This is a genomic window from Billgrantia tianxiuensis, assembly GCF_009834345.1.
Lineage (GTDB): Bacteria > Pseudomonadota > Gammaproteobacteria > Pseudomonadales > Halomonadaceae > Halomonas > Halomonas tianxiuensis.
On the sequence record NZ_CP035042.1, the window covers coordinates 1,364,812 to 1,384,814 of the forward strand.

The 20,003-nt window shown below is 59.0% G+C and carries 21 protein-coding genes; 10 read left to right on the plus strand and 11 right to left on the minus strand.

Going from position 1 to position 20,003, the window contains the following annotated elements; all coding sequences use genetic code 11:
• Positions 1–270 precede the first annotated feature (270 nt).
• The gene (locus EKK97_RS06475; RefSeq protein WP_159550438.1) at positions 271–558 is read left to right on the plus strand and encodes a hypothetical protein; all 288 of its coding nucleotides are present in this window, start codon (positions 271–273) and stop codon (positions 556–558) included.
• On the opposite strand, the gene EKK97_RS06480 is transcribed toward EKK97_RS06475, so the two are convergent.
• Together EKK97_RS06480 and EKK97_RS06485 are read right to left on the minus strand one after the other, a co-directional pair.
• The gene (locus EKK97_RS06480; RefSeq protein ID WP_340162967.1) at positions 513–1,715 is read right to left on the minus strand and encodes an HAD-IC family P-type ATPase; all 1,203 of its coding nucleotides are present in this window, start codon (positions 1,713–1,715) and stop codon (positions 513–515) included. The two genes, EKK97_RS06475 and EKK97_RS06480, sit on opposite strands and share 46 nt — an antisense overlap.
• On the minus strand, positions 1,655–3,058 hold the full coding sequence (locus EKK97_RS06485; protein ID WP_159550444.1) for an HAD-IC family P-type ATPase: 1,404 nt from the start codon (positions 3,056–3,058) through the stop codon (positions 1,655–1,657). The genes EKK97_RS06480 and EKK97_RS06485 overlap by 61 nt, the downstream gene beginning before the upstream one ends.
• Before the next feature lie 234 nt (positions 3,059–3,292).
• Here EKK97_RS06485 and EKK97_RS06490 point away from each other — a divergent pair, with 234 nt between their 5' ends.
• The gene (locus EKK97_RS06490) at positions 3,293–3,841 is read left to right on the plus strand and encodes a dihydrofolate reductase family protein (RefSeq protein WP_159550447.1); all 549 of its coding nucleotides are present in this window, start codon (positions 3,293–3,295) and stop codon (positions 3,839–3,841) included.
• A 19-nt stretch (positions 3,842–3,860) separates the two neighbouring features.
• Here EKK97_RS06490 and EKK97_RS06495 read toward each other — a convergent pair whose 3' ends face one another.
• Together EKK97_RS06495 and EKK97_RS06500 are read right to left on the minus strand one after the other, a co-directional pair.
• The gene (locus EKK97_RS06495; RefSeq protein WP_159550450.1) at positions 3,861–4,067 is read right to left on the minus strand and encodes a hypothetical protein; all 207 of its coding nucleotides are present in this window, start codon (positions 4,065–4,067) and stop codon (positions 3,861–3,863) included.
• A 318-nt stretch (positions 4,068–4,385) separates the two neighbouring features.
• On the minus strand, positions 4,386–4,823 hold the full coding sequence (locus EKK97_RS06500; RefSeq protein WP_159550453.1) for a nuclear transport factor 2 family protein: 438 nt from the start codon (positions 4,821–4,823) through the stop codon (positions 4,386–4,388).
• 285 nt (positions 4,824–5,108) lie between these two features.
• On the opposite strand from EKK97_RS06500, the gene EKK97_RS06505 reads away from it, so the two are divergent.
• The 5 genes from EKK97_RS06505 to EKK97_RS06525 all read left to right on the plus strand — a co-directional run bounded on the left by EKK97_RS06505 (position 5,109) and on the right by EKK97_RS06525 (position 8,224).
• Complete coding sequence (locus EKK97_RS06505) at positions 5,109–5,627, plus strand: DUF6622 family protein (protein WP_159550456.1); 519 nt, start codon at positions 5,109–5,111, stop codon at positions 5,625–5,627.
• A 98-nt stretch (positions 5,628–5,725) separates the two neighbouring features.
• On the plus strand, positions 5,726–6,007 hold the full coding sequence (locus EKK97_RS06510) for a hypothetical protein (RefSeq protein ID WP_159550459.1): 282 nt from the start codon (positions 5,726–5,728) through the stop codon (positions 6,005–6,007).
• 49 nt (positions 6,008–6,056) lie between these two features.
• Entirely contained in the window at positions 6,057–6,692 is a 636-nt protein-coding gene (locus EKK97_RS06515) for a class I SAM-dependent methyltransferase (RefSeq protein ID WP_159555712.1), read from the plus strand.
• A gap of 20 nt (positions 6,693–6,712) precedes the next feature.
• The gene (locus tag EKK97_RS06520; protein WP_159550462.1) at positions 6,713–7,108 is read left to right on the plus strand and encodes an ester cyclase; all 396 of its coding nucleotides are present in this window, start codon (positions 6,713–6,715) and stop codon (positions 7,106–7,108) included.
• A gap of 261 nt (positions 7,109–7,369) precedes the next feature.
• Positions 7,370–8,224 (plus strand): nuclease-related domain-containing protein, encoded by an 855-nt coding sequence (locus EKK97_RS06525; RefSeq protein WP_234286492.1) that lies wholly within the window; start codon positions 7,370–7,372, stop codon positions 8,222–8,224.
• Between the two features lie 178 nt (positions 8,225–8,402).
• Here EKK97_RS06525 and EKK97_RS24365 read toward each other — a convergent pair whose 3' ends face one another.
• Positions 8,403–8,678 carry a phage integrase N-terminal SAM-like domain-containing protein gene (locus EKK97_RS24365; protein WP_234286491.1) on the minus strand — a complete coding sequence of 92 codons (276 nt, stop codon included), beginning with the start codon at positions 8,676–8,678 and terminating at the stop codon, positions 8,403–8,405.
• 399 nt (positions 8,679–9,077) lie between these two features.
• Between EKK97_RS24365 and EKK97_RS06535 the strand changes: the two genes are divergently transcribed.
• The 3 genes from EKK97_RS06535 (at position 9,078) to EKK97_RS06545 (ending at position 12,285) form a co-directional block, all read left to right on the plus strand.
• A complete protein-coding gene (locus EKK97_RS06535) occupies positions 9,078–9,995 on the plus strand; it encodes a hypothetical protein (protein WP_159550465.1) in 918 nt (305 codons plus the stop codon).
• A gap of 307 nt (positions 9,996–10,302) precedes the next feature.
• The gene (locus EKK97_RS06540; protein WP_159550468.1) at positions 10,303–11,082 is read left to right on the plus strand and encodes a hypothetical protein; all 780 of its coding nucleotides are present in this window, start codon (positions 10,303–10,305) and stop codon (positions 11,080–11,082) included.
• Between the two features lie 717 nt (positions 11,083–11,799).
• Positions 11,800–12,285 carry a VOC family protein gene (locus EKK97_RS06545; protein WP_159550471.1) on the plus strand — a complete coding sequence of 162 codons (486 nt, stop codon included), beginning with the start codon at positions 11,800–11,802 and terminating at the stop codon, positions 12,283–12,285.
• 373 nt (positions 12,286–12,658) lie between these two features.
• On the opposite strand, the gene EKK97_RS24370 is transcribed toward EKK97_RS06545, so the two are convergent.
• The 6 genes from EKK97_RS24370 to EKK97_RS06575 all read right to left on the minus strand — a co-directional run bounded on the left by EKK97_RS24370 (position 12,659) and on the right by EKK97_RS06575 (position 19,869).
• A complete protein-coding gene (locus tag EKK97_RS24370) occupies positions 12,659–12,820 on the minus strand; it encodes a phage integrase N-terminal SAM-like domain-containing protein (protein ID WP_159550474.1) in 162 nt (53 codons plus the stop codon).
• 809 nt (positions 12,821–13,629) lie between these two features.
• Positions 13,630–14,001: a nitrite reductase small subunit NirD gene (nirD, locus tag EKK97_RS06555; protein ID WP_159550477.1), complete on the minus strand. Its 372-nt coding sequence runs from the start codon at positions 13,999–14,001 to the stop codon at positions 13,630–13,632.
• A gap of 78 nt (positions 14,002–14,079) precedes the next feature.
• The gene (gene nirB, locus EKK97_RS06560) at positions 14,080–16,593 is read right to left on the minus strand and encodes a nitrite reductase large subunit NirB (RefSeq protein ID WP_159550480.1); all 2,514 of its coding nucleotides are present in this window, start codon (positions 16,591–16,593) and stop codon (positions 14,080–14,082) included.
• Positions 16,590–17,906, minus strand: a complete 1,317-nt coding sequence (locus tag EKK97_RS06565) for an NAD(P)/FAD-dependent oxidoreductase (RefSeq protein ID WP_159550483.1) — start codon at positions 17,904–17,906, stop codon at positions 16,590–16,592. Before EKK97_RS06565 ends, nirB begins: the two co-directional genes overlap by 4 nt.
• 284 nt (positions 17,907–18,190) lie before the next feature.
• Positions 18,191–19,231 carry a CmpA/NrtA family ABC transporter substrate-binding protein gene (locus tag EKK97_RS06570; protein ID WP_159550486.1) on the minus strand — a complete coding sequence of 347 codons (1,041 nt, stop codon included), beginning with the start codon at positions 19,229–19,231 and terminating at the stop codon, positions 18,191–18,193.
• On the minus strand, positions 19,228–19,869 hold the full coding sequence (locus tag EKK97_RS06575; protein WP_089677939.1) for an ANTAR domain-containing response regulator: 642 nt from the start codon (positions 19,867–19,869) through the stop codon (positions 19,228–19,230). The genes EKK97_RS06570 and EKK97_RS06575 overlap by 4 nt, the downstream gene beginning before the upstream one ends.
• Positions 19,870–20,003 lie beyond the last annotated feature (134 nt).

The window sequence follows — 20,003 nt, forward strand, 5'->3', positions numbered from 1 at the left end:
GACGCTGCCTCACTCCCAGTGCCTGTTCTGGTTCACGTATTTGGCTTGCTTCCTTCTCCTTGCGGACATACATATTGATGTAGCGCTTCTCGTCATCCTCGTCGAGTGCAGGACACGAATCTAAGTCGTCAGGTGAGCTTGGTTGTGCGATTCAGACTTGAATCGCCAGTTCCTGGGAGGCCGGATGGTCGTGCATCATGGATTCGCAGCAGCCCCGTTTCCGTCTTCCTGCATACGGACTCCGGCCTATCCACGGGATCGACAGGCGCCATGACCAGGCGACTGTTCACGAACGGTAGCGCCAGCCTGCGGCGTACCGTTATCGCTTTCCTGAAGCGGCACCTGCGTTCCTGGTATGTCGGGCTGGTGCTGTTGTTGGGCCTGGTGCTCGTCGTTACCCATCTCGGCGAACTGGAAAGCTTTGCTCGCTTGGCACGCAATGCCGAGCCACGCTGGCTGTTCGTGCCCCTGCAAGGGAGTCTGCTGGCGTTCATGCTCATGCTGCTCGCCGCTTACCTGGTATGCACCGAGATGACCAAGAGGCGTTTCTTTCGTTGAAGCAAGCATTGCAGTAGTGCCGCGGCTTCAAGCGCGCGGCTCTCGCCGCCACAGGCCCAGGCGTACCAGCAGGGCGGCGAGCAGCCCGCCGCCCAATACCAGTAGCCAATCTTCCAGGTGCAGCGGTTGCAGATGCAGCAATGTGCCCAGCCCGGGGGTGTGGACGAGCAGGGCCGACAGGGCAGGGGAATAACCACCATGAGCCATGCCGCGATGTTGTGCAGGCTGCTCAACGCTGCTGTGATACCGGCCCCGGCGAAGATCAGCGAGAGCAGCGCCACGGTCCTGGCATGGTCGACGGCGTAGTCGGCTCCGAGGCTATTCAAGTACGTACTCGTGACCACCAGGGTCACTACTGCGCCCACTGCCAGGATGACCCACCACTCGCGCCGATCGAAGAAGCGCGGCTGAGTTCCTTTCGCTGGGGGTGGCCCCATGGCATGAGCCGACGGCAGGTTCTGAAACACCAGCAGCGCGGTGGGGTGAATGATCAGTTCCAGCCATACGATGTGAATCGGCAGGTAGAGCAGGGGATAGCCCAGCATCGGGATCAAAGCGGCAGTGATCACCAGCGGAATGTGCACCATCAGCAGGTACTGGAAGCTCAGCTGCAGATTGGTGAACAGGCGGCGCCCCTCGGCGATGGCCCCGACGATGCTGCCGAAGTCGTCGTCAAGCAGCACGATGGCCGATACTTCCCGGGCGCTGCGGGTACCGCGCTCCCCCATGGCGATGCCGATGTCGGCGGCCTGCAGGGCGGGTACGTCATTGACCCCGTCGCCGGTCACCGCAACGACTTCGCCGCCGGCCTGTAGGGCGCGCACCAGGGCCAGCTTCTGTGCCGGCAGGGTTCGCGCGACGATGTCGATCCCGCTGGCGACGGGCTCGCCGCGCGCTATTTGTGCCGCGAGTTCGTCTCCCGTGATCAGCTGCGGTTGCTCACCGCCAAGCCCCAGCTCACGCGCGATGGCGATAGCCGTACCGGGATGATCTCCGGTGACCATGATGACGCGGATGCCTGCCGCCCGGCAGGCCGCAATGGCCTCCGGAACCCCCTGGCGCACCGGGTCCTCGAAGGCCAGCAGCCCGGCGAAGTTCAGCCCCCGATCTGGTTCGCCCCCGTCCAGGCCTCGCTGGTGAGCGTGCGGTAAGCGCAGCCGATCACCTTGTGGCCGTCATTGCTATAGGCTTCCACCGCCGCCAGCCAGTCGCGCCGTTCGGCCTCCGGCAGCTCGCAGAGACCCAGCACCACTTCCGGCGCACCCTTGACCGCGACCAGCAGGCCATCCTCCTGCTCGCTCACCATGGTCGCCTTGCGCCGGTCCTCGGTGAACGGGAAACGAGCCAGTATGTGCTGCTCCACTGGCGGCGGGCAGTTCGACAGCACTGCCTCGTCCAGCGGGTCGCCGCTGTCGGCCTGGGAAGCGGCTGCCGCCAGCGTTTGCAAGCGTTGCTCGCTGATATTCGACATCGGGAGCAGGTGCGTCAGCCTCAGCCGTCCTTCGGTGAGAGTGCCCGTCTTGTCCGAGCAGACACAGCTCACGCGGCCGATGCTCTCCACCACCAGGCTGCGCCGAACCAGGGCGCGTCGCCGGGCGAGGCGATAGACGCCCACGCCGAGAAAGAAGGTGAGCACCACGGGAAACTCTTCAGGCAGAGCGGCGATGGCCAGGGTCAGCGCGCTGAGCAGGGCGTCCACGAGGCCGTGCCCCTGGTGATAGCGCAGCCACGCCAGCGCCAGGCAGAAGACGATGGCCGCAACGATCAGCACCTTGACCAGGTGTGCCACCGAGCGTTGCAACGGGGTCTGGGCGTGGGGGCCCGCAACCGCCGAGCGTACCACTTCGCCATAGAGGGTTTCGGCGCCCGTCAGGGTGACGCGCAGCCAGGCGTGTCCCGTCAGCTGACGGGTGCCGGCCATACCCCAATACACATCCTCGACCGCCGTCTCACGGATGTGGGAAAACAACCCCTGCTCCACCACCTGCTTGCGTACCGGCCAGGCCTCACCCGTGAGCGTGGATTCATCCACTTGCAGCTCTTCACCCGCGACGATCAGGCCATCGGCCGGAAAGAATTCACCGGAACGCACCAGAACCAAGTCGCCTGGCACCAGCGTCTCGGCCGGCACGGTCCGCTGCGAACCGTCGCGCAGCACCCTGGCCGTGGTCGCGAGCCGACCGCTGAGCCCTTCCACCGACGCCTGAGTGCGCCGGTGCAGGTAGGCGTCCATGCCGAACAGCGGCACGAGAGCCAGCAGCATGATCAGCGCCTCGGTGTAGCTGCCGATGAGCATGAACAGTGCGCCCGTAGCCAGCAGGAACCACAGCATCGGGTCACGCAGCGTATCCGCCAGGGTGGTGCGCCAGCCGCTGCGTACTCCTGGGATGATGACATTGAGGCCGTAGCGAGCGCTCCGCGCCTGGGCTTCGGCCGCGCCCAGCCCTTGCCGTGGATCGACAAGCCCGTCCAGCCGCTGCATGGGTACGCTGCGCCGCACCTGATTCCTCCTGTGCCGGACAGCCCCGCTTCCGGCGATGCGGGGCTACTCTTACCACTTATACGCCAGGTTCGACGTCCCTACCTCGTGCCGCCCCGCTGCCGGAATTTATCCGGATCAAGAGTGAGTGGGGGCCGTATTCAAACGTGCCGGAGGTAAGTAAGCACTGACTGGGGGCTTGCCGTGCGAGCTTGGCTCACTCGGTTCGTTTCAATCCGCCCTGGAGCGTCCGGAATGAAGACTCAGTACTACACCGCCACGAGCCTCGACGGCTTCATCGCCACCGAAGTCGATTCCCTGGATTGGCTCTTCCCGCTGGGGGACATCAACGATACGAGCTACTCCGCCTTCTTTGCAGAGGTCGGGGCGCTGGCCATGGGCTCCACCACCTATGAGTGGATGTTGCGCCATTCGCAAAAAGTCGCCGAGGAAACCGGCTTGGCATGGCCCTATACGCAGCCCACCTGGGTCTTCTCGAGCCGAAAGCTGCCGAGCATCGAGGGTGGGGATATTCGCTTCGTGCAGGGCAGCGTCGCGCCCGTTCATGCCGAGATGGTGAGAGCGGCAGGTGGGAAGAATCTCTGGATCGTGGGCGGTGGCGATCTGGCCGGCCAATTCCATGACGCCGGCTTGCTGGACGAAATTCTCGTACAGGTGGGCTCAGTCACCCTGGGCAGCGGCAAGCCGCTGTTTCCACGCCGCATCACTAACCCGCCGCTGGAGCTGGTCTCCGTCCGCCAGGTGGGCACGGGCTTTGCGGAGCTGTGCTACAGGGTGCCGTAAGCCAGATGAACGCTGCTCTTCAGATCATCAACGCCCGGTTGTGCTCCAGCTGACGCTGGGCTTCGGCCAGCGTGTGGGTTTTGCCACTCCAGGGCAGACGCTCGCCTGCCTGGCGGAGGTGGTACTCGACCTGGCATCGGTCCTCGTCGTCCAGGATCTCGTAGCGGTGGATCTGGTCGCCGAACTCGTTACACCACCAGTCATCAGGAAATTTGGTCCAGTTCATGGCGTCACCTCCACTGGCGCATCAGCGCCAGGATTCTCCAGTTCACTTCAGCGCGCTTGCACTCGGCTTTGATCTCGTGTGCTCGGCGGGCTTCATGGCGCCAAAGCGCCTCTCCATCCACTAGGCACTGCCGGAGTCGTTGCCGCCCAGATACACTAATCGTGCATTTGGTAACATTTGGTTTCATTTAGCCTAGTATAAAGTTTATCGGCTTGCCCATCCCAATCTTGAGCATTTTTTTGCGAGGCCTTGGAAGGGCACAGCGGCGCTGCGTGGGGCCACGCCGTGGCCTCCGCGCAGAGCGCCAAACCTCCACCCTCAGGTAGGGTGATTCAGAATGGCGTCGATTTCCGCTGTATCGAAATAGAAGGGCGTACCTTCAACCAGTAAGCCGTTCTCAAACCTCAATATTTGTGAAAATGGCTGTGTGACTGTTCTCCCAGTTGCTCGGGCTGTCAGATGCAAGGTGCACGACACGTACAGCTTGGCTGGAGAGCCGGCATGGCTCAAATCCTCCACTGCCACCTTGCTGAATGCTTTGTTCATTTGCTGCATCAACCCGGCGATACCTTCCAAGCCTAGCCAGTCGCCTGAGTACGGGAGTGATGTCGGCTCGTGGACGACAACATCGGGGTGAAAAGCATCTGCTAATAGGCGAATGTCTTTTGACTCCGATTGCATAAAAGCCATCTCCACCTGGAACATTCTTTCGAGCATCTGCCTAGTAGAAAGCGATTCTTCTTGGCTGGTTTTCATAACGCCCTCGGCTGTATATGAATGACAATAAGAAAATACTGGCCCCGCCGATGGGGCGACTATCCGTTTATTGCCGCCAAACTGAGATCTGAAGCGAGCAGTACGGCTTGGTAATATTGGCTTGCTACTGTTTTGGGCTGCGGTCATGACGCTCAGATCATCCGTCGTGTTTCGGGCCTGAGCCAAGCGGCGCTACCGCAAGCCACAGCAGGTTAGTAAGCACTGACTGGAGGGGCTGGACTCGCTTCGCTATGCTGAGGCGAAATCGATGCCAGGGAATCGGCCATGCTGATCGAGATAATAAGAAATACGCCGCGTTGGGTTTTCCTGCTCTTCATCGTGCTGCTTGTGATGGGCTATCAGCAGAGCAGGGACCGCACCGCCAGCCGACGCAATATCACCATCCTGCCGGCCGTCTTCCTCGCCCTGGCGTTATACGGCGTCGTCTCCGCATTCGGCGCCGACCCTGTCGGCTTGGCGCTCTGGGCACTCGGCGTCACCCTCTCCGTGGCGCTTCATATCAAGCTCGCCATCCCCAGGGGAGTATGCTTCTCTCCCGAACACCAAACCTTCCACCTGCCGGGTAGCTGGCAGCCGCTAGTTATCATGCTGGCCATCTTCTTCTCCAAGTACACGGTGGAAGTGATCCGGGCACGACAGCTTCCGGTCGCCGATACGGTCATGTTCACCGCCACCGTCAGCCTGCTCTACGGACTATTCAGCGGCGTGTTTCTGGGCCGGGCACTGGTGATGTGGCGGGTTTCGCAGCTCGGCCGATCCGAGCGCATGAAGGAGCTGCGTTAACCACCCTTCGGTCGGGCCTTCTGCGCGATACCTGAAAAATACTGCACGTAACAAAAGCGTGTTTCACTCACATGGATTCACTTGGCGGAGCCATACCCATGCCAGTCGTAACGACCATCGAGTTCCCCGGGGTAACCGCGTCCTCCTATGAGTCGCTCGGAGCCAGTCTGGCCTCCAAAGGAGCGCCGGTGGGCATTCTCTTCCATGCTTGTGGTGCTGTTTCCGGTGGCTGGCGCATCGTGGATGTGTGGCGCTCTGCAGAAGACTTCGACAGCTTCGTCGATGGAACGCTTCTACCAGCGGCGCGCGCCCTGGGGCTTCCCGAGCCGGTCCGTCGCGAGTGTTTCCCCGCGCATCATGCCGGGCAAGTCGTCTCGTGATGGCCCAATGCTCTCCTTTTACCGGGTTCGCTGACTAAGAGTGGAATCGATGAAAAACGCCAGAGCGTTCTGGAACAGAAGTGCCGCGCGCTACGCCAAGAGCCCCATTCGCAACGTGAGCGCGTACGAAAAGAAGCTCGCCATCACCCAGGAGTACTTTCACCCGGATTCGACCGTGCTGGAGTTCGGCTGCGGTACGGGGAGCACGGCGATCATTCATGCGCCCCATGTCAGGGAGATTGTGGCTATCGATATCTCCGACAAGATGCTGGAGATCGCCGAGCGCAAGGCGCGAGATGCCGGGGTCGAGAACATCACCTTCCGGCAAGGCACTCTGGAAGAGGTAAAGCTGGAAGAGGCGAGCTTCGATGCCGTCCTGGGCCTCAACATTCTGCACCTGCTTGAAGACCTGGACGCGACACTAGCCAGGGTGCATTGCTTGCTCAAGCCCGGTGGTGTGTTCATTTCCAGTACCGTGTTGATCGGCGACATCAACGTTCTGTTTCGTATGGCGATTCCACCCATGCAGCTGCTGGGGCTCGCTCCCTATGTGAATCGCTTCGACAAGCAGACGCTGATCGATAAACTGATCGGCGCGGGGTTTTCCATCGAGCGGGAGTGGCAGCCTGGCAAGGCGACGGTATTCATCGTTGCCAGAAAGGGCGCTGACGCAGCCCTCCAATAGATCCTGACCAAGAGGCGTAGATGAACAAGTCCGAGCTATCGAACGTCTATCGAGACTATATCGCCTGTCTGAACAGGCAGGACTGGTCAACGTTGGGGCGCTTCGTGCATGAAAACGTCACGCATAACGGAGAGCATCTCGGGCTATCAGGCTACCGAAGCATGCTAGAGAGAGATTTCTCCGAGATTCCCGATCTGTCTTTCAACATCGAACTGCTAGTTTCCGACCCGCCCTACATAGCCAGCCGACTTCGCTTCGACTGCACGCCCAAGGAGAGGTTTCTTGGTCTGGATGTTGATGGAAGAAGAGTCTCTTTTGCCGAGAATGTCTTCTATGAGTTCCGTGACAGAAAGATCGTGCAGGTATGGTCCGTCATCGACAAGGCGGCCATCGAGGCGCAGCTATTGCCTCCCTGATGTCCTGAACTACCCCTTGACCCCGACGAGATGACGCACCTGGCTTCCGTGCCTCGACGGCTTCGTTCTCTGGCAACTGAGCAAGGGCTGGCTTAGCCGTATTGCGTAAGCCATTTCTTACATGCTGTAAGCGTTCTGCCTCACCGACACGACCAAGGTCAAATTTCAGGCTCGTTACGTAGATTTACACGCAGGATGGCGTTAGCGTGGGCTAAATAGACTGAAACAGCGGCCCTGCGCCGGAGCAGAGCGAGATGCGCCTTGGACTACACCTCGATCTTTTTTGAAGCCGTGCGCCCGCTGTGGTGGATTCTCCTCGTCGCGCTGGCGCTCGGCATCCTCAAGTCCCGCTGGTTCAAGGGCCTGTTCGGCGAGGCCTTCGTCAAGCTGATCGCCTGGGTGCGGCTGCCGGCGGATGAGTATCGGGGAATCCACAACGTCACGCTTGCCACGCTCGACGGCACCACACAGATCGACCACGTACTGGTTTCCCGCTACGGTATCTTCGTCATCGAAACCAAGCACATGACGGGCTGGATCTTCGGCAGCGAGAAACAGGCGCAGTGGACCCAGAAGCTCTACCGCAAGACCTTCAAGTTCCAGAACCCGCTGCGCCAGAACTTCAAGCACGTGAAGGCGCTGGAAGCCCTGCTAGACGTGCCGTTGGAAGCCATCCATTCAGTGGTGGTCTTCTCGGGTAGTGCCGTCTTCAAGACCAAGATGCCAGACAACGTCACCATCGGTGGAGGCTACGTACGCTACATCAAGTCGTTCCGCGAGCCTGTGTTGAACGATTTTCAGGTTCAGGAAGCCTTGGAAAGAATCGAAACCGGCCGATTGGCACCTAGCCGTGAAACGCACCGCCGGCACGTCAAACAGCTCAAGGCCCGCTTCGAATCCAGCTCCGACCGAACCTGCCCGAAGTGCGGCAGCCATGGTACTGCGCACCGCGAAACGCGGCACAAACGCCGGCAACCGGTTCTGGGGATGCTCCGCCTATCCCAAGTGCCGGGAGGTGCAGGATGTGGCGTAGGGCCGGGTAACTGCATCGTGCAGTTGTTGCTCAAGATTCGGCTACGCAAGCCGATGACTCATATAGCAAGCCAAAGTAAATAAATGGCTCAAATCGGATTCCAATGTCATCCGGTGAAGGCATGTAGGCGACCTTGGCTCGCCATGGAAGGGGGCTGATTAACAGCATCTCCTGGCGGTAGCGTGCCTGAACGTCTGGCATCCTCTTATCCCAGAGGACTGCGCACGCCGCAAAGACCTTGCCCAGCATATACCAGGAGCCTCACAAGCTGGCAGGATGACGCACGCCATGCAAGCGAATGAAGTAACGAATCCAGTAGCAGTAGGTTTTCTCGGTACGCGGGCTGTAGCGCTTCACCCGCATGGTGGCCTTCACCCGGTCCATCAGCTTCGGTGGCTTTGTTGTGCGAATCCATACGAAGCGTGGGATTTGAAGCTTTTCTTCGGCCCGGGCAAGGTTGGAAATGCGGCAGAAACGACCTGCCGAAGGCTGGCGAACGCGGTAGTAATAAATGGCATGTACCGGGAGCTGCGCCAACACCTAAATCTAAATGAATACACATCCATAGCTCTTATAGCCTATATCCATGTCTCACTAGTTGATTAAATAAACATTTTTTGATAAGGGGATTAGTTTGCGCCAAAAATTTTAGGTAAAAATGGTCCTGGCTTAATGGTAAGGTTGAGATTTATCCTGACAAAGCTGCCTTGGCTCTACAACTATCTATCAAATGAGGCTATAAAAAGCTTGGCAATGGAGGCTGATGAAGCGGAATAAAAATTGATAAATGTGTTTGAGCTTAAAACGTATAACAATTCTTGTAGGCATGTAATATCATGCTTCCGAGACTACTCAAAAAGGCGAAAAGGTAGGGCAGCGCGTCCTCTTCGCTGTAGAAATAATATTAAATAACTCAATGATTTGATAGGGGGATCCTTGCGCTTCATTAATTTATTTCCGCATATTTTGACAATATGCGCAATTTTTGCACCTGTGTTCGCCACTTATAGTCTTTGGATGAAAGGGCCTGTGCCAGAGAAAAGTTTAGAATATTCCAATTTTGGCACATCGGATGTACTTTCAAGGCTTAATAAGTTAGAAAGCGGGTTTGCATTTTCTTTGAATTATGGGGAGGAGGAGCTAAGGAATCTCTATTCTGTTAGTAGTCTTTTAATAAATTCTGGAAAGAGCCCGATACTGCCTTCAGACTTTTATAAAGGGATAAGTGTTAGTGTCGATGAAAGATGGAAGTTTTTGTCTGTTGAAACCACAAGTGTTGGAATAGGAAATGTTGAACTAGATTGGGCGCGAGTATCAGATACGGTTTATAAGACTGAACCTACTTTAATAAATCCCAAAGACGCTATTATCGTTACAGCTTATTTGACATATGCAGACGATGAGTTAAATGCTGGCATAGAGTCTAGTCCAGAAATTGAACTCAATTTTAGTGCCCGTATTGCTAATCTTCGTGAGATAAAGAAGCGTGAGTTAGAAGGAGGAAGTTTTGATGTGTCGGGCCCGCCAATTCTTGTAAGTATTGCTGGATGGGGAATAGTTCTTTTTCTATCGTTATTCTCTGTGTTCTTTTTGTTGCAAATATGGCTTGTTGGTCGTGCAGGTTTTTTTTCGATGAATAAAGTCAAGTCTACAGCAATAGTGTTCTCTTGCTCAATTTTGTCAATTGCAACAGCCGAGGTTGTTACCTATTATATGGTGCCGGGCCCATTTAGTTTTTTTACGTTAGAGAGCTTTGCTATAACAGCCCTTAATTTTTCGATACTTATTGCCCAGTCCTTATTGATGGGAGGCCTTTTTTGGAAAGGGCGAAAAAGTAAATTGTTGAATTCTTAATTAGCACATGGAATTGATGTTTCACTTTCTTTCTTGGGTACTGATCGAGCTTGGCGTCAGATCGTTCGGAATCGTTAAAGCTTTTAAGGATTAATATTTTTAGCTTTGCAATAATTTTAGAATTCACGGAGGTGTGTCGATGAGGCTACTTTCCAATCTGGAAAACGGGATGAGCTAGCTGGCCATACTTTCATAGCAAGTCGTAGTTGCTAAAAATTTCCCTTAATGCGCGGCTCCAAAGGCGGCAAAAACTTTGCATTAGGACACAACCTACGTTAAATATAAGTCTTTAGCTATAGGACAAACTATGTCATTGTTCACGGTCACCACTGCTTTAGAAGACACACAGGCTACAACCTTCACGCAAGTACCTTCAGTTAGTGCGCCTGCGGCCGACTTTGCAGCACTACTATCTCCGTTTACGCCAGACTCATTAGCAAACGGATTTTCTACCCTTATTGGTGCTCTTGTCGGCGCCATGCTTGCATATTTACTTCAGCGTAGGTTTCAGCAATTGAAGGAACACAACGCGGCACTCATGGCTGCGCACCGTTTAATGTTTTCACTGCTTCAGCAGATTAATACTATCGTGCTGATACAGAGAGATAACGTCTTCGATGAGATTAATAACCCTGGGCGATTCATATCTATTCCTGCAACTCCACCCTACGATACAAGAAAAAATATTCTTGAGTTGCTTGAACTCGAGTTCCTCCTCCAAGAGGCAGAGGGGCGAAATCTTCTATACGACTTTTACATTGCACAGGAGAACTACATCGAGGCACTAAACCAGTGGAATTTGAGGTCATCGTTTCACCTTGAGTATCTTCAGCCAGCCTTAGCGGCATCTGGCATACAGAACGGGAGTTTGGCTACGAGTGAGACAATGCGAAATGCTCTGGGAGACCAGACCTACTTCCATGCGATTAACGCCACGGACAATTGCATATTAACTCTGCAGCGTGCGTTTGAGAAGCTAGCGCCGTTGAAGGCTTCTATTCGCTCTTACCTAGTAAAAAGATTTAAGACGAACGATTTCATAGACTTCAATTTTCCGGATACGTGGGGTCTAATGGAAAATCCGTAGACTGTAAATGCCCTCGTAGAAGCCACTTTCGGGTCCGTTGAATTCCAATGTTAGGCTTCAAATAAATCAAGGCTATAAAAAAGTTTTTATTTTGCCCGCATTATAGTGCTCATGTCCTTAACGGTTAATCCATACGCAACGATAGGAGAAATCATGGGCAGCATCAAGTGACGACGAAGATCTGAATCTTTGGTCGATGTTTGTATAGCTTCGCTCCTTTTCTGTACGTTCCGAAGCAGAGTTTGTCGGCTGTAAAAAACTGATCCTCAGCCTCGAGCTTCAAAAATGGTCAGCGACTTTTTTGAATGCAGTCCGGTTTTTTGGGAGCTGCAAGGGAAGGAAATTGGCGGTTCTTAGCTAGCTTTTTACTTGTTTCAATGGCGATCCTCAAAAGACCTATATCGCGAACGAGAATGGTGGTGTGTTGGTGATTTTAAGTTAAGGTTGATAAAGCTGATGTTGAAGTAGTGATCGCGCCTAAAGAGACTTTCCCGATAAATTCGAAAAAACCAGAGGGGCTCGGCATCACAGAAGCAAACGTTGCCGCATGGGAGTTTATCAATGAAGTTTAGCAGGTTAACAAGTTTCATCACCCAGACACACTAAAGTGCGCCGGTGCGCTCTGGCGTTAGGCATCTTTATCGCTGTCGATTTCGGTCAGCTCCGTTCGACATTAGATTGCCACTCACAGCAATCACCCACAGAAAGGAGCCGATCATGAAGCACATGGCGAAGAACACGATCTGCCTTTGGTACGATGACGCCGCTGAGGAAGCCGCGAAATTTTATGCCGAGACCTTCCCCGATTCCTCGCTCGATGCGGTGCACCACGCGCCTGGGGATTACCCATCGGGCAAGGAGGGGAGCGTGTTGACGGTCGAGTTCACCGTGCTGGGCGTGGCGTGCCTGGGGCTGAACGGCGGGCCAATGTTCAAGCACAGCGAGGCGTTCTCGTTTCAGGTGGCGACCGAAGATCAGGAGGAGACGGATCGCTACTGGAACGCCATCGTCGGCAATGGCGGCGAGGAGAGCCAATGCGGGTGGTGCAAGGACAAGTGGGGCATCTCTTGGCAGATTACCCCGGTTGCGCTGACGAAGGCATTTACCAGCCCCGACCGCGCCGCCGCCAAGCGGGCGTTCGATGCCATGATGACGATGAGGAAAATCGACATCGCTGAGATCGAGGCAGCCTTTCGCGGTTGAGATTACCCAAAGCCGTCGACGCTTCCCTAGCGTCGGCGGCTTTTTCTTTTCTAAGGCCGCAACCTCACGCCTCGATCCACACCTCGTCGCCCTTGAAGCTCACCTTCCAGGTGCGAAGCGCTACGCTTTCATGACGTTGGCGTTGGAGGAGGAGCCGTGGTGGTCCGTGCGTAGAGTTACTGTTCGTGGCCAAGGTCCCAATGTTCGATGACTTTTTTCTCAAGATTCGGTCGTCTATGCCGATGGTTCCTTTTGCAATGATGAGTTTCAGACCGGATTCTCGCTGAAGACAATCGGCGGCTTCTGACCGCTAGTGAGGGGGCTGGTGAGCGGCATTCCCTGGCGGTAGCGTGCCCGAATGACTCAATACCCCTTAACCCAGCTTCAGCGCCTGGTTCTGCGTGGCGGCTGCCACATGGCGTTCTACCGCTAGGGGCTCTAGGAAGGCACGTACCTCGGAGCTTGCAATGATGGCGGGATGGCGCACGAGCATTATGCAACTTGTCTTATGCGAAGATAAGAAATTATATATCATCTAAAAAATTGACTCTGCTAAGTAGGTAAAGATGAGAAGCATTATACTGTTAACGGTTTTAATTTTTATTGCAGGTTGTGCCACATTAAAGTACGAAGAACCAACTGAAGGGCCGCTTGCTCGTGCACGCTTTGTTGCTAATACAGATGACGTAACTGTATTGCGAGCATACAGTGATTCTAATTGCAGTGATGGTGAAACGGAATGGATGCGATTGAGAGCTGGCCCGCTTCTGAATAGCTCGCCCCATAAGCTTGGACTGCCTTTGTGGGATTATCATGTAAATTCTGCGAAGGAAGTGCATGTAAAAGCCAACGAGCCTGTGAATGGAATGTTCTATGGTAGTGCCACTACTTATAGATGTGCAGTACCGTTCTCTTTCGCCTTCGATGAGGGGGAGGACTATGAGGTTGTCTTTGACGTACAAAACCGCTTCTGTAGTGTAGAAATTTCGCAATTCAAACGTGAGGGTGACGATTGGTTTCGCGATTCCATGGCCACTTTTACCAATAGGGTGGATGACTCAAATAGTGGCTGTTTAGCGGACTTCAGGAAGTCACGACTCTATTAGCGGGCGGCTAGCCAGAACTAACCATGGGCAGAATGGAGAATAAAATTAAGGCTCTGCTGGAGTCGCCATAGGCAGCTAGCCAATGCTGGTGACTCCACCGGGGTCTATGGCCTCCAGTCGCCAATGCGTCGGACCGGAGCTGAAGCTGCTTCCTGCAGCGTATTTTTCTTATGTACTTCTAAGCCGCCGACGCTTTTCCCCAGCGTCGGCGGCTTTTTCTTTTCCAATGGCGGAAACCTCACGCCTCGATCCACACCTCGTCGCCCTTGAAGCTCACCTTCCAGGTTCGCAGTGTGATGCTCTCGTCTTCCAGGCATTGGCCGTCTTCCAGGCGGAAGTGCTGCTTGTAGATCGGCGAGGCGACGACGGGCTGGCCCTTGAGGTCGCCGACGATGCCGCGGGCGATGACGTTGGCGTTGGAGAAGGGGTCGTGGTGGTCGATGGCGTAGAGTTCCTGCGCGTGGCCGGGAAGATAAAAGAGGGCCACCTGGGCGGGGCCTTCCGGCGTTTCCACCCAGGCGGCGACGCCGGAGTAGGGCACCAGGTCGGCGCGGGTGCAGAGGATTTGCCAGGTTTGGGTCATGGTCTTCGCCGCAATTGCTGAACTCATTCAGGTCTTCTCCACTTTTTATCTGGTCACTGCCGAGCGAGATGAAGCGGGCGGCGCGCTTGGGCGCCACCATTTCCATCACGCAGGCCTTAATTGCCCGCGCTCGGTGGTATAGATGATGTCCGGATCCGGGCGCGCGTCGTTGACGAAGCTGCGGAAGCGCTTGAGCTTCTCCGGGTCGCTGATGGCATTGGCCCATTCGCACTCGTAGGTGTCGACCACGGCCTGCATCTGCCGCTCCAGCTCCTCGCCGATGCCGAGGCTGTCTTCGAGGATCACTTCCTTGAGGTAGTCCAGGCCGCCTTCCAGGTTCTCGCGCCACACCGAGGTGCGCTGCAGGCGGTCGGCGGTGCGGATGTAGAACATCAGGAAGCGGTCGATGTAGCGGAACAGCTCCTCGTCGCTGAGGTCGGTGGCGAACAGTTCGGCGTGGCGTGGGCGCATGCCGCCGTTGCCGCATACATACAGGTTCCAGCCGTTCTCGGTGGCGATCACGCCGACGTCCTTGCTCTGGGCCTCGGCGCATTCGCGGGTGCAGCCGGAAACGGCGAACTTGAGCTTGTGCGGGGCGCGCAGGCCTTTGTAGCGGTTCTCGATCTGGATCGCCATGCCTACGCTGTCCTGCACGCCGTAGCGGCACCAGGTGCTGCCCACGCAGGACTTCACCGTGCGGGTCGATTTGCCGTAGGCGTGGCCGGTCTCGAAGCCAGCTTCGATCAGCTCACCCCAGATCGCCGGCAGGTCCTCCAGGCGGGCGCCGAACAGGTCGATGCGCTGGCCGCCGGTAATCTTGGTGTAGAGTTCGTACTTCTGCGCCACCTGGCCCAGCACCACCAGCTTGTCGGGGGTGATCTCCCCGCCGGCGATGCGCGGCACCACCGAGTAGGTGCCGTTCTTCTGCATGTTGGCCATGAAGGTGTCGTTGGTGTCCTGCAGCGGGATGTGGGCCGCGTCGGTGATCGGCTCGTTGAAGCAGGAGGCCAGGATCGAGGCCACCGCCGGCTTGCAGATGTCGCAGCCGAGTTTGTGGGTCTTGGGGTTGCCGTGCTTCTCCATCAGCTCGCTGAAAGTCTTGATGCCCTCCACCCGTACGATGTCGTAGAGCTCCTGGCGGGTATGGGCGAAGTGCTCGCAGATCGACTTGTCGACCTCCACGCCGCGGCTCTCGAGTTCGTGATCGACCAGGGTCTTGAGCAGGGCGGCACAGCCGCCGCAGCCGGTGCTGGCCTTGGTGGCGCCTTTCACCGCGCCCAGGTCCACCGCGCCGCCGTCGATGGCGCTGCACACGTCGGCCTTGGTGACGTTGTGGCACGAGCAGATGGTGGCGGTGGCCGGCAGGGCGTCCGGCCCCAGCGCGGGGGCGGCTTCGCTGCCGGCCGGCAGGATCAGGGAGGCCGGGTCCTCGGGCAGCTCGATGCGGTTGGCATAGTACTGCAGCAGAGTGTCGTAGTAGCTGTTGTCGCCCACCAGCATGGCGCCGACCAGGCGCTTGCCGTCGCTGGAGACCACCAGCTTGCGGTACTGCTGCTTGAGCGGGTCGAGGAAACGGAACTGGCGTGCTCCGGGTGTACGGTCGCCGTGGGCATCGCCGATGGAGCCCACGTCGACCCCCATCAGCTTGAGCTTGGTGCTCATGTCGGCGCCCTTGAAGGCTTCATTTCCCTCGAGCAGGGTGGCGGCGGCGACCTTGGCCATCTGGTAGCCGGGGGCGACCAGGCCGAAGATGCTGTTGTTCCACAGCGCCACTTCGCCGATGGCGAGGATGGCCGGGTCGCTGGTCAGGCAATTGTCGTCGATCACCACGCCGCCGCGCTCGCCGATCTCCAGGCCACTGTCGCGGGCCAGTTCGTCGCGGGGGCGAATGCCGGCGGAGAAGACGATGAGGTCGGTCTCCAGCACTTTCTCGTCCTGGAACACCATGCGGTGGCGACTGGCCTCGCCGTCGACGATCTCCTGCGTCGCGCGGCCGGTAAGCACCTGTACGCCCAGCGCTTCGATCTTCTCGCGCAGCAGCTCGCCGCCTTCGGCATCGACCTGCATTGGCATCAGCCGCGGGGCGAATTCCACCACGGCGGTGTCGAGGTTGAGCCCACGCAGGGCGTTGGCGGCTTCCAGGCCGAGCAGGCCGCCGCCCACCACCACGCCGGTGGTGGCGGTTTCGGCAGCGGCACGAATGGCGTCGAGGTCCTCCAGGGTGCGGTAGACCAGGCAGCCCTCGCGGTCGTTGCCGGGAATCGGCGGCACGAAGGGGTAGGAGCCGGTGGCCAGCACCAGGCGGTCGTAGGGGTAGCGGCCCTGGGGCGTGACCACTTCGCTCTTGTCGCGGTCGATCTCGGTGACCGCTTCATGCAGGCGCAGTTCGATGCCGTGCTCGGCATAGTAGTCGGCGGTGGAGAGCGCCAGCGAGGCGGCGTCACGGCCGCTGAAGTACTCGGAGAGGTGCACGCGGTCGTAGGCCAGGTGACGCTCCTCGCCAAACACGGTGACGGCGTAACGCTCGGTGGCGCCCTGTTCGACCAGCTGCTCGACCAGGTGGTGGCCGACCATGCCGTTGCCGATGACGATCAGTTGCGGTTTGACGGGCGTGTTCATGCGGCCTCCTTGGCGGGGCTGTGCGGTGATTCGTTCGATGCGTCGTCGAGCAGGGCCTGGGCGTCGGCGGCGCCGAGCAGCAGCGCGGCGCGGCAGGCGGTGAGGTCGCGACCGGCCAGGGCCTGCTCGAAGTACCAGGGGCCGGAGGCGGTGTCGCCGTAGAGCACGGCGCCCTCCAGGCGGCCGCCTCTCAGCAGCAGGCGGCGGTAGTCGCCCTGCTGGGGATCGCGGTAGCTGAGTACCTCGTGATCGGGTTCGGCTTCGGTGGGGCCGAAGGCGTAGAGCGAGATGCCGCTGACCTTGAGCTTGGTGGCGGTCGGTTTCTCGACGTAGCCCTGTGCGTCTTCGTCATCGGCGTGGTCATGGTCGAGACAGAGCCGCTCGGCCAGCACCTCGACCTGGCGCCAGATCGGCTCGACCAGGCCGTAGAGGTTGCCGCGGTGCTCGCAGCACTCGCCCAGAGCGTGGATCGCCGGGTCGCTGGTGGTCAGCCACTCGTCGACGATCACGCCGCGATTGACCTCCAGTCCGGCCACGCGCCCTAGTTCGGCATTGGGCACGATGCCGATGGCCACCACCACGCAGTCGGCGGCGAGCCGCGTGCCGTCGGCGAGCAGGGCGGCGCACACCTGGCCCTCGGCGTCGGCTTCCAGCCGTTCGAGCTGGGCGTCGGTATGGATGTCGAGCCCGCGACCGCGTAGCTCATTCTCCAGCAGGCGGGCGGCGGTAAGGTCGAGCTGGCGATTCATCAGGCGGTCGTCGCGCTGCAGCAGGCTCACCTGCATGCCGCGCTTGCGCAGCCCTTCCGCGGCTTCCAGGCCGAGCAGGCCGCCGCCGATCACCACGGCGTTGCGGCCGCTTTCGGCGGCGCGTGCCAGGGCGTCGGCGTCGTGCAGGTCGCGGAACACGTGTACGCCGGGAAGCTCGAGTCCCGGCACCGGCGGGCGGGCTGGGTTCGAACCGGTAGCCAGCACCAGGCGGTCGTAGTCGAGCCGGCGATCAGCATCGGTGCTGAGTGTGCGTGCGTCGCAGTCGATCTTCTCCACCCGCTCGCCGAGGATGAGTTCGATGCCCTGCTCGGCATACCATTCGGCGCTGCGCAGGGTGAGGGCCTCGCGCTGCATTTCGCCGGCCAGCAGCGGCGAGAGCAGGATGCGGTTGTAGGCCGGCGCCTGCTCGGCCCCGATGACCGTGATCCTGGCGGGGCGCTCGGTCCGGGCGAGGAGTGCCTCGACCAGCCGGTGGCCGGCCATGCCGTTGCCGACGATGACCAAATGCTCGACGGTGGATGTCTCGGGATGTCGCCGTGGCATGCGAACACCTCCTCTCGCTGCGCTTGTCAGAATGACGGGCCTATAACGCAACGACGCCTCGGCGCTTCCCCTGTCGATTCGAGGATCGAACCGGGGAGCACAGAGACGTCGTTGTCGCATTCATGTGGGCGATCGCCTTTGATCGCCGCTTTGTCCTGCAGGTATCAAGATTCTGGCCAAGGTACCTGGTGCGTGAAGTTTTTCCTTGTGTGCCAGTGTGTTGGAAAGTGACTTGGGGGCGTGATGCTGGCCGGAGGAAACTCAGCTTTCACCGGCCATGCACATCAATGGTGCGTTGCGGCATCGAAATGCACAGGGCTGTAGCATGCCGCCAGTAGCGCGGGATCGAAGCGGCCGCCCTGCGCTTCGAGCTGGCTCACGATGGGGGCGGCGAAGTGCAGTGCGGCCTGTGGCGTCGGGCGCAGCATGTCCGCCCCGCAGAGATGCTGATGAATGGGGGCTGCGTCGTTGTCGAGCGTTTCGAGATGGCGAATCGAGCGGTCGAGGTAGGGCGGCAGGGCTAGCCACTCCCGTGCCTGGCGACGGTGATCCGGCGAGGCGGCCAGCCACTCGCTGGCTGTTGCCAGGGCCCGCAGCAGGGCGGCCAGGGTAGCGGGGTAGCGCTGCGCCCAGGAGCGGGTCACGCCGAGCACTTTCTCGGGGTGGTCCTGCCACAGTTGGGCGCCAGTGGCGACCAGTTGGCCCGCGCCGCAGTGGCGGGCCAGGGTGCCCCAGGGCTCGCCGGCGCAGAAGCCATCGATCTGGCCGTTGCGCAGGGCTTCCACCATGCGCGGCGGTGGCAGGGCGACCAGTTCCACGTCGCGGTCGGGGGCGATGTCGCCCAGGGTCAGCCATTCGCGCAGCTGGTAGTGCTGGCAGGAGTAGGGGTAGACCATGGCCAAGCGTGGGCGTTTGCCGCTGCCCGGCCCGCGCAGCCAGTCGCCCAGTGCCAGGGCGCTGGTGCCTGGGTCTGTTGCTAGCGCGGCGCCGCTGGCCTGACACAGCGACGTGGAGAGCGTGATGGTATTGCCGTTGCGCGAGAGCAGCGTCGGCGCAAGCGTTTCGCAGGGGGCGCGGCCCAGCCCCAGGCTCATGGCCAGCGGCATGGGGGCGAGCATTTGGGCGCCGTCGAGCAAGCCGGCAGCGACCTTGTCGCGCAGGGTGCTCCAGGCGTTCTCCCGCGAAAGACTGACCTCGAGGCCTTGGGCGGCAAAGCAGCCCTGCTCGCGGGCGACGATCAACAGAGCGGCGTCGAGCAGCGGCACGAAGCCGAGGGTGAGACGCTCGAGTTCGGGGCTGGCGGCATGGTGTTGCGGGTGGCTCATGAGCGGGATCCCCGTTGGTCGGGTCGCCCCTGGGGCGATGCCAGGGTCGGATTCAGGCGGTCGAGTATGTCAATGACGCTGTCGGCGACCTCGGCGATACGCTGGCCGCGATCCATGGCGAGCTTGCGCAGCATGCGGTAGGCCTGCTCCTCATCGCAGCTCTGGTGCTTCATCAACAGGCCCTTGGCGCGTTCGATGCGCTTGCGCTCGGCGAGCTGGTTGCGCGCCTTGTCGAGTTCCTGGCGCATGCTGTGGAAGGCGTCGAAGCGGGCGATGGCGACCTCGACGATGGCCTCCACACGCTCCGGCACCAGGCCGTCGACCACATAGGCGCTGACGCCGGCCTTGAGCGCGGCCTGCAGCGTGTCGGAGTCGTGTTGGTCGGCGAAGAACACCACCGGACGAGGGTTTTCGCGGTTGAGCAGGGCCATGCTTTCCAGCGTGTCGCGGTCGGGGCTCTCCATGTCGATGATCACCACGTCGGGCTGGTGGCGCTCGACCATCTCGTTGAGGCTGGCCGGGCTCGTCAGCCGGCAGATGACCCGGTGACCCTCGGCCATCAGCGCTTCCTCGACCATGGCGGCACGCACTACCTCATCGTCGACCAACAGAATGTTCAGAGGTGATGGTGATGGCATAGGGTCTCGCTCTGTGTCGCGCCTTTGCATTGGCGCAAGAGCCTAGCGGCTCCTGTGGTACTTCTTGCGAAACACGATGCAAGAAACGTTCCAACTGATACTCCGTCGCGGACAGTGGGGCATTTGGCGTGCTA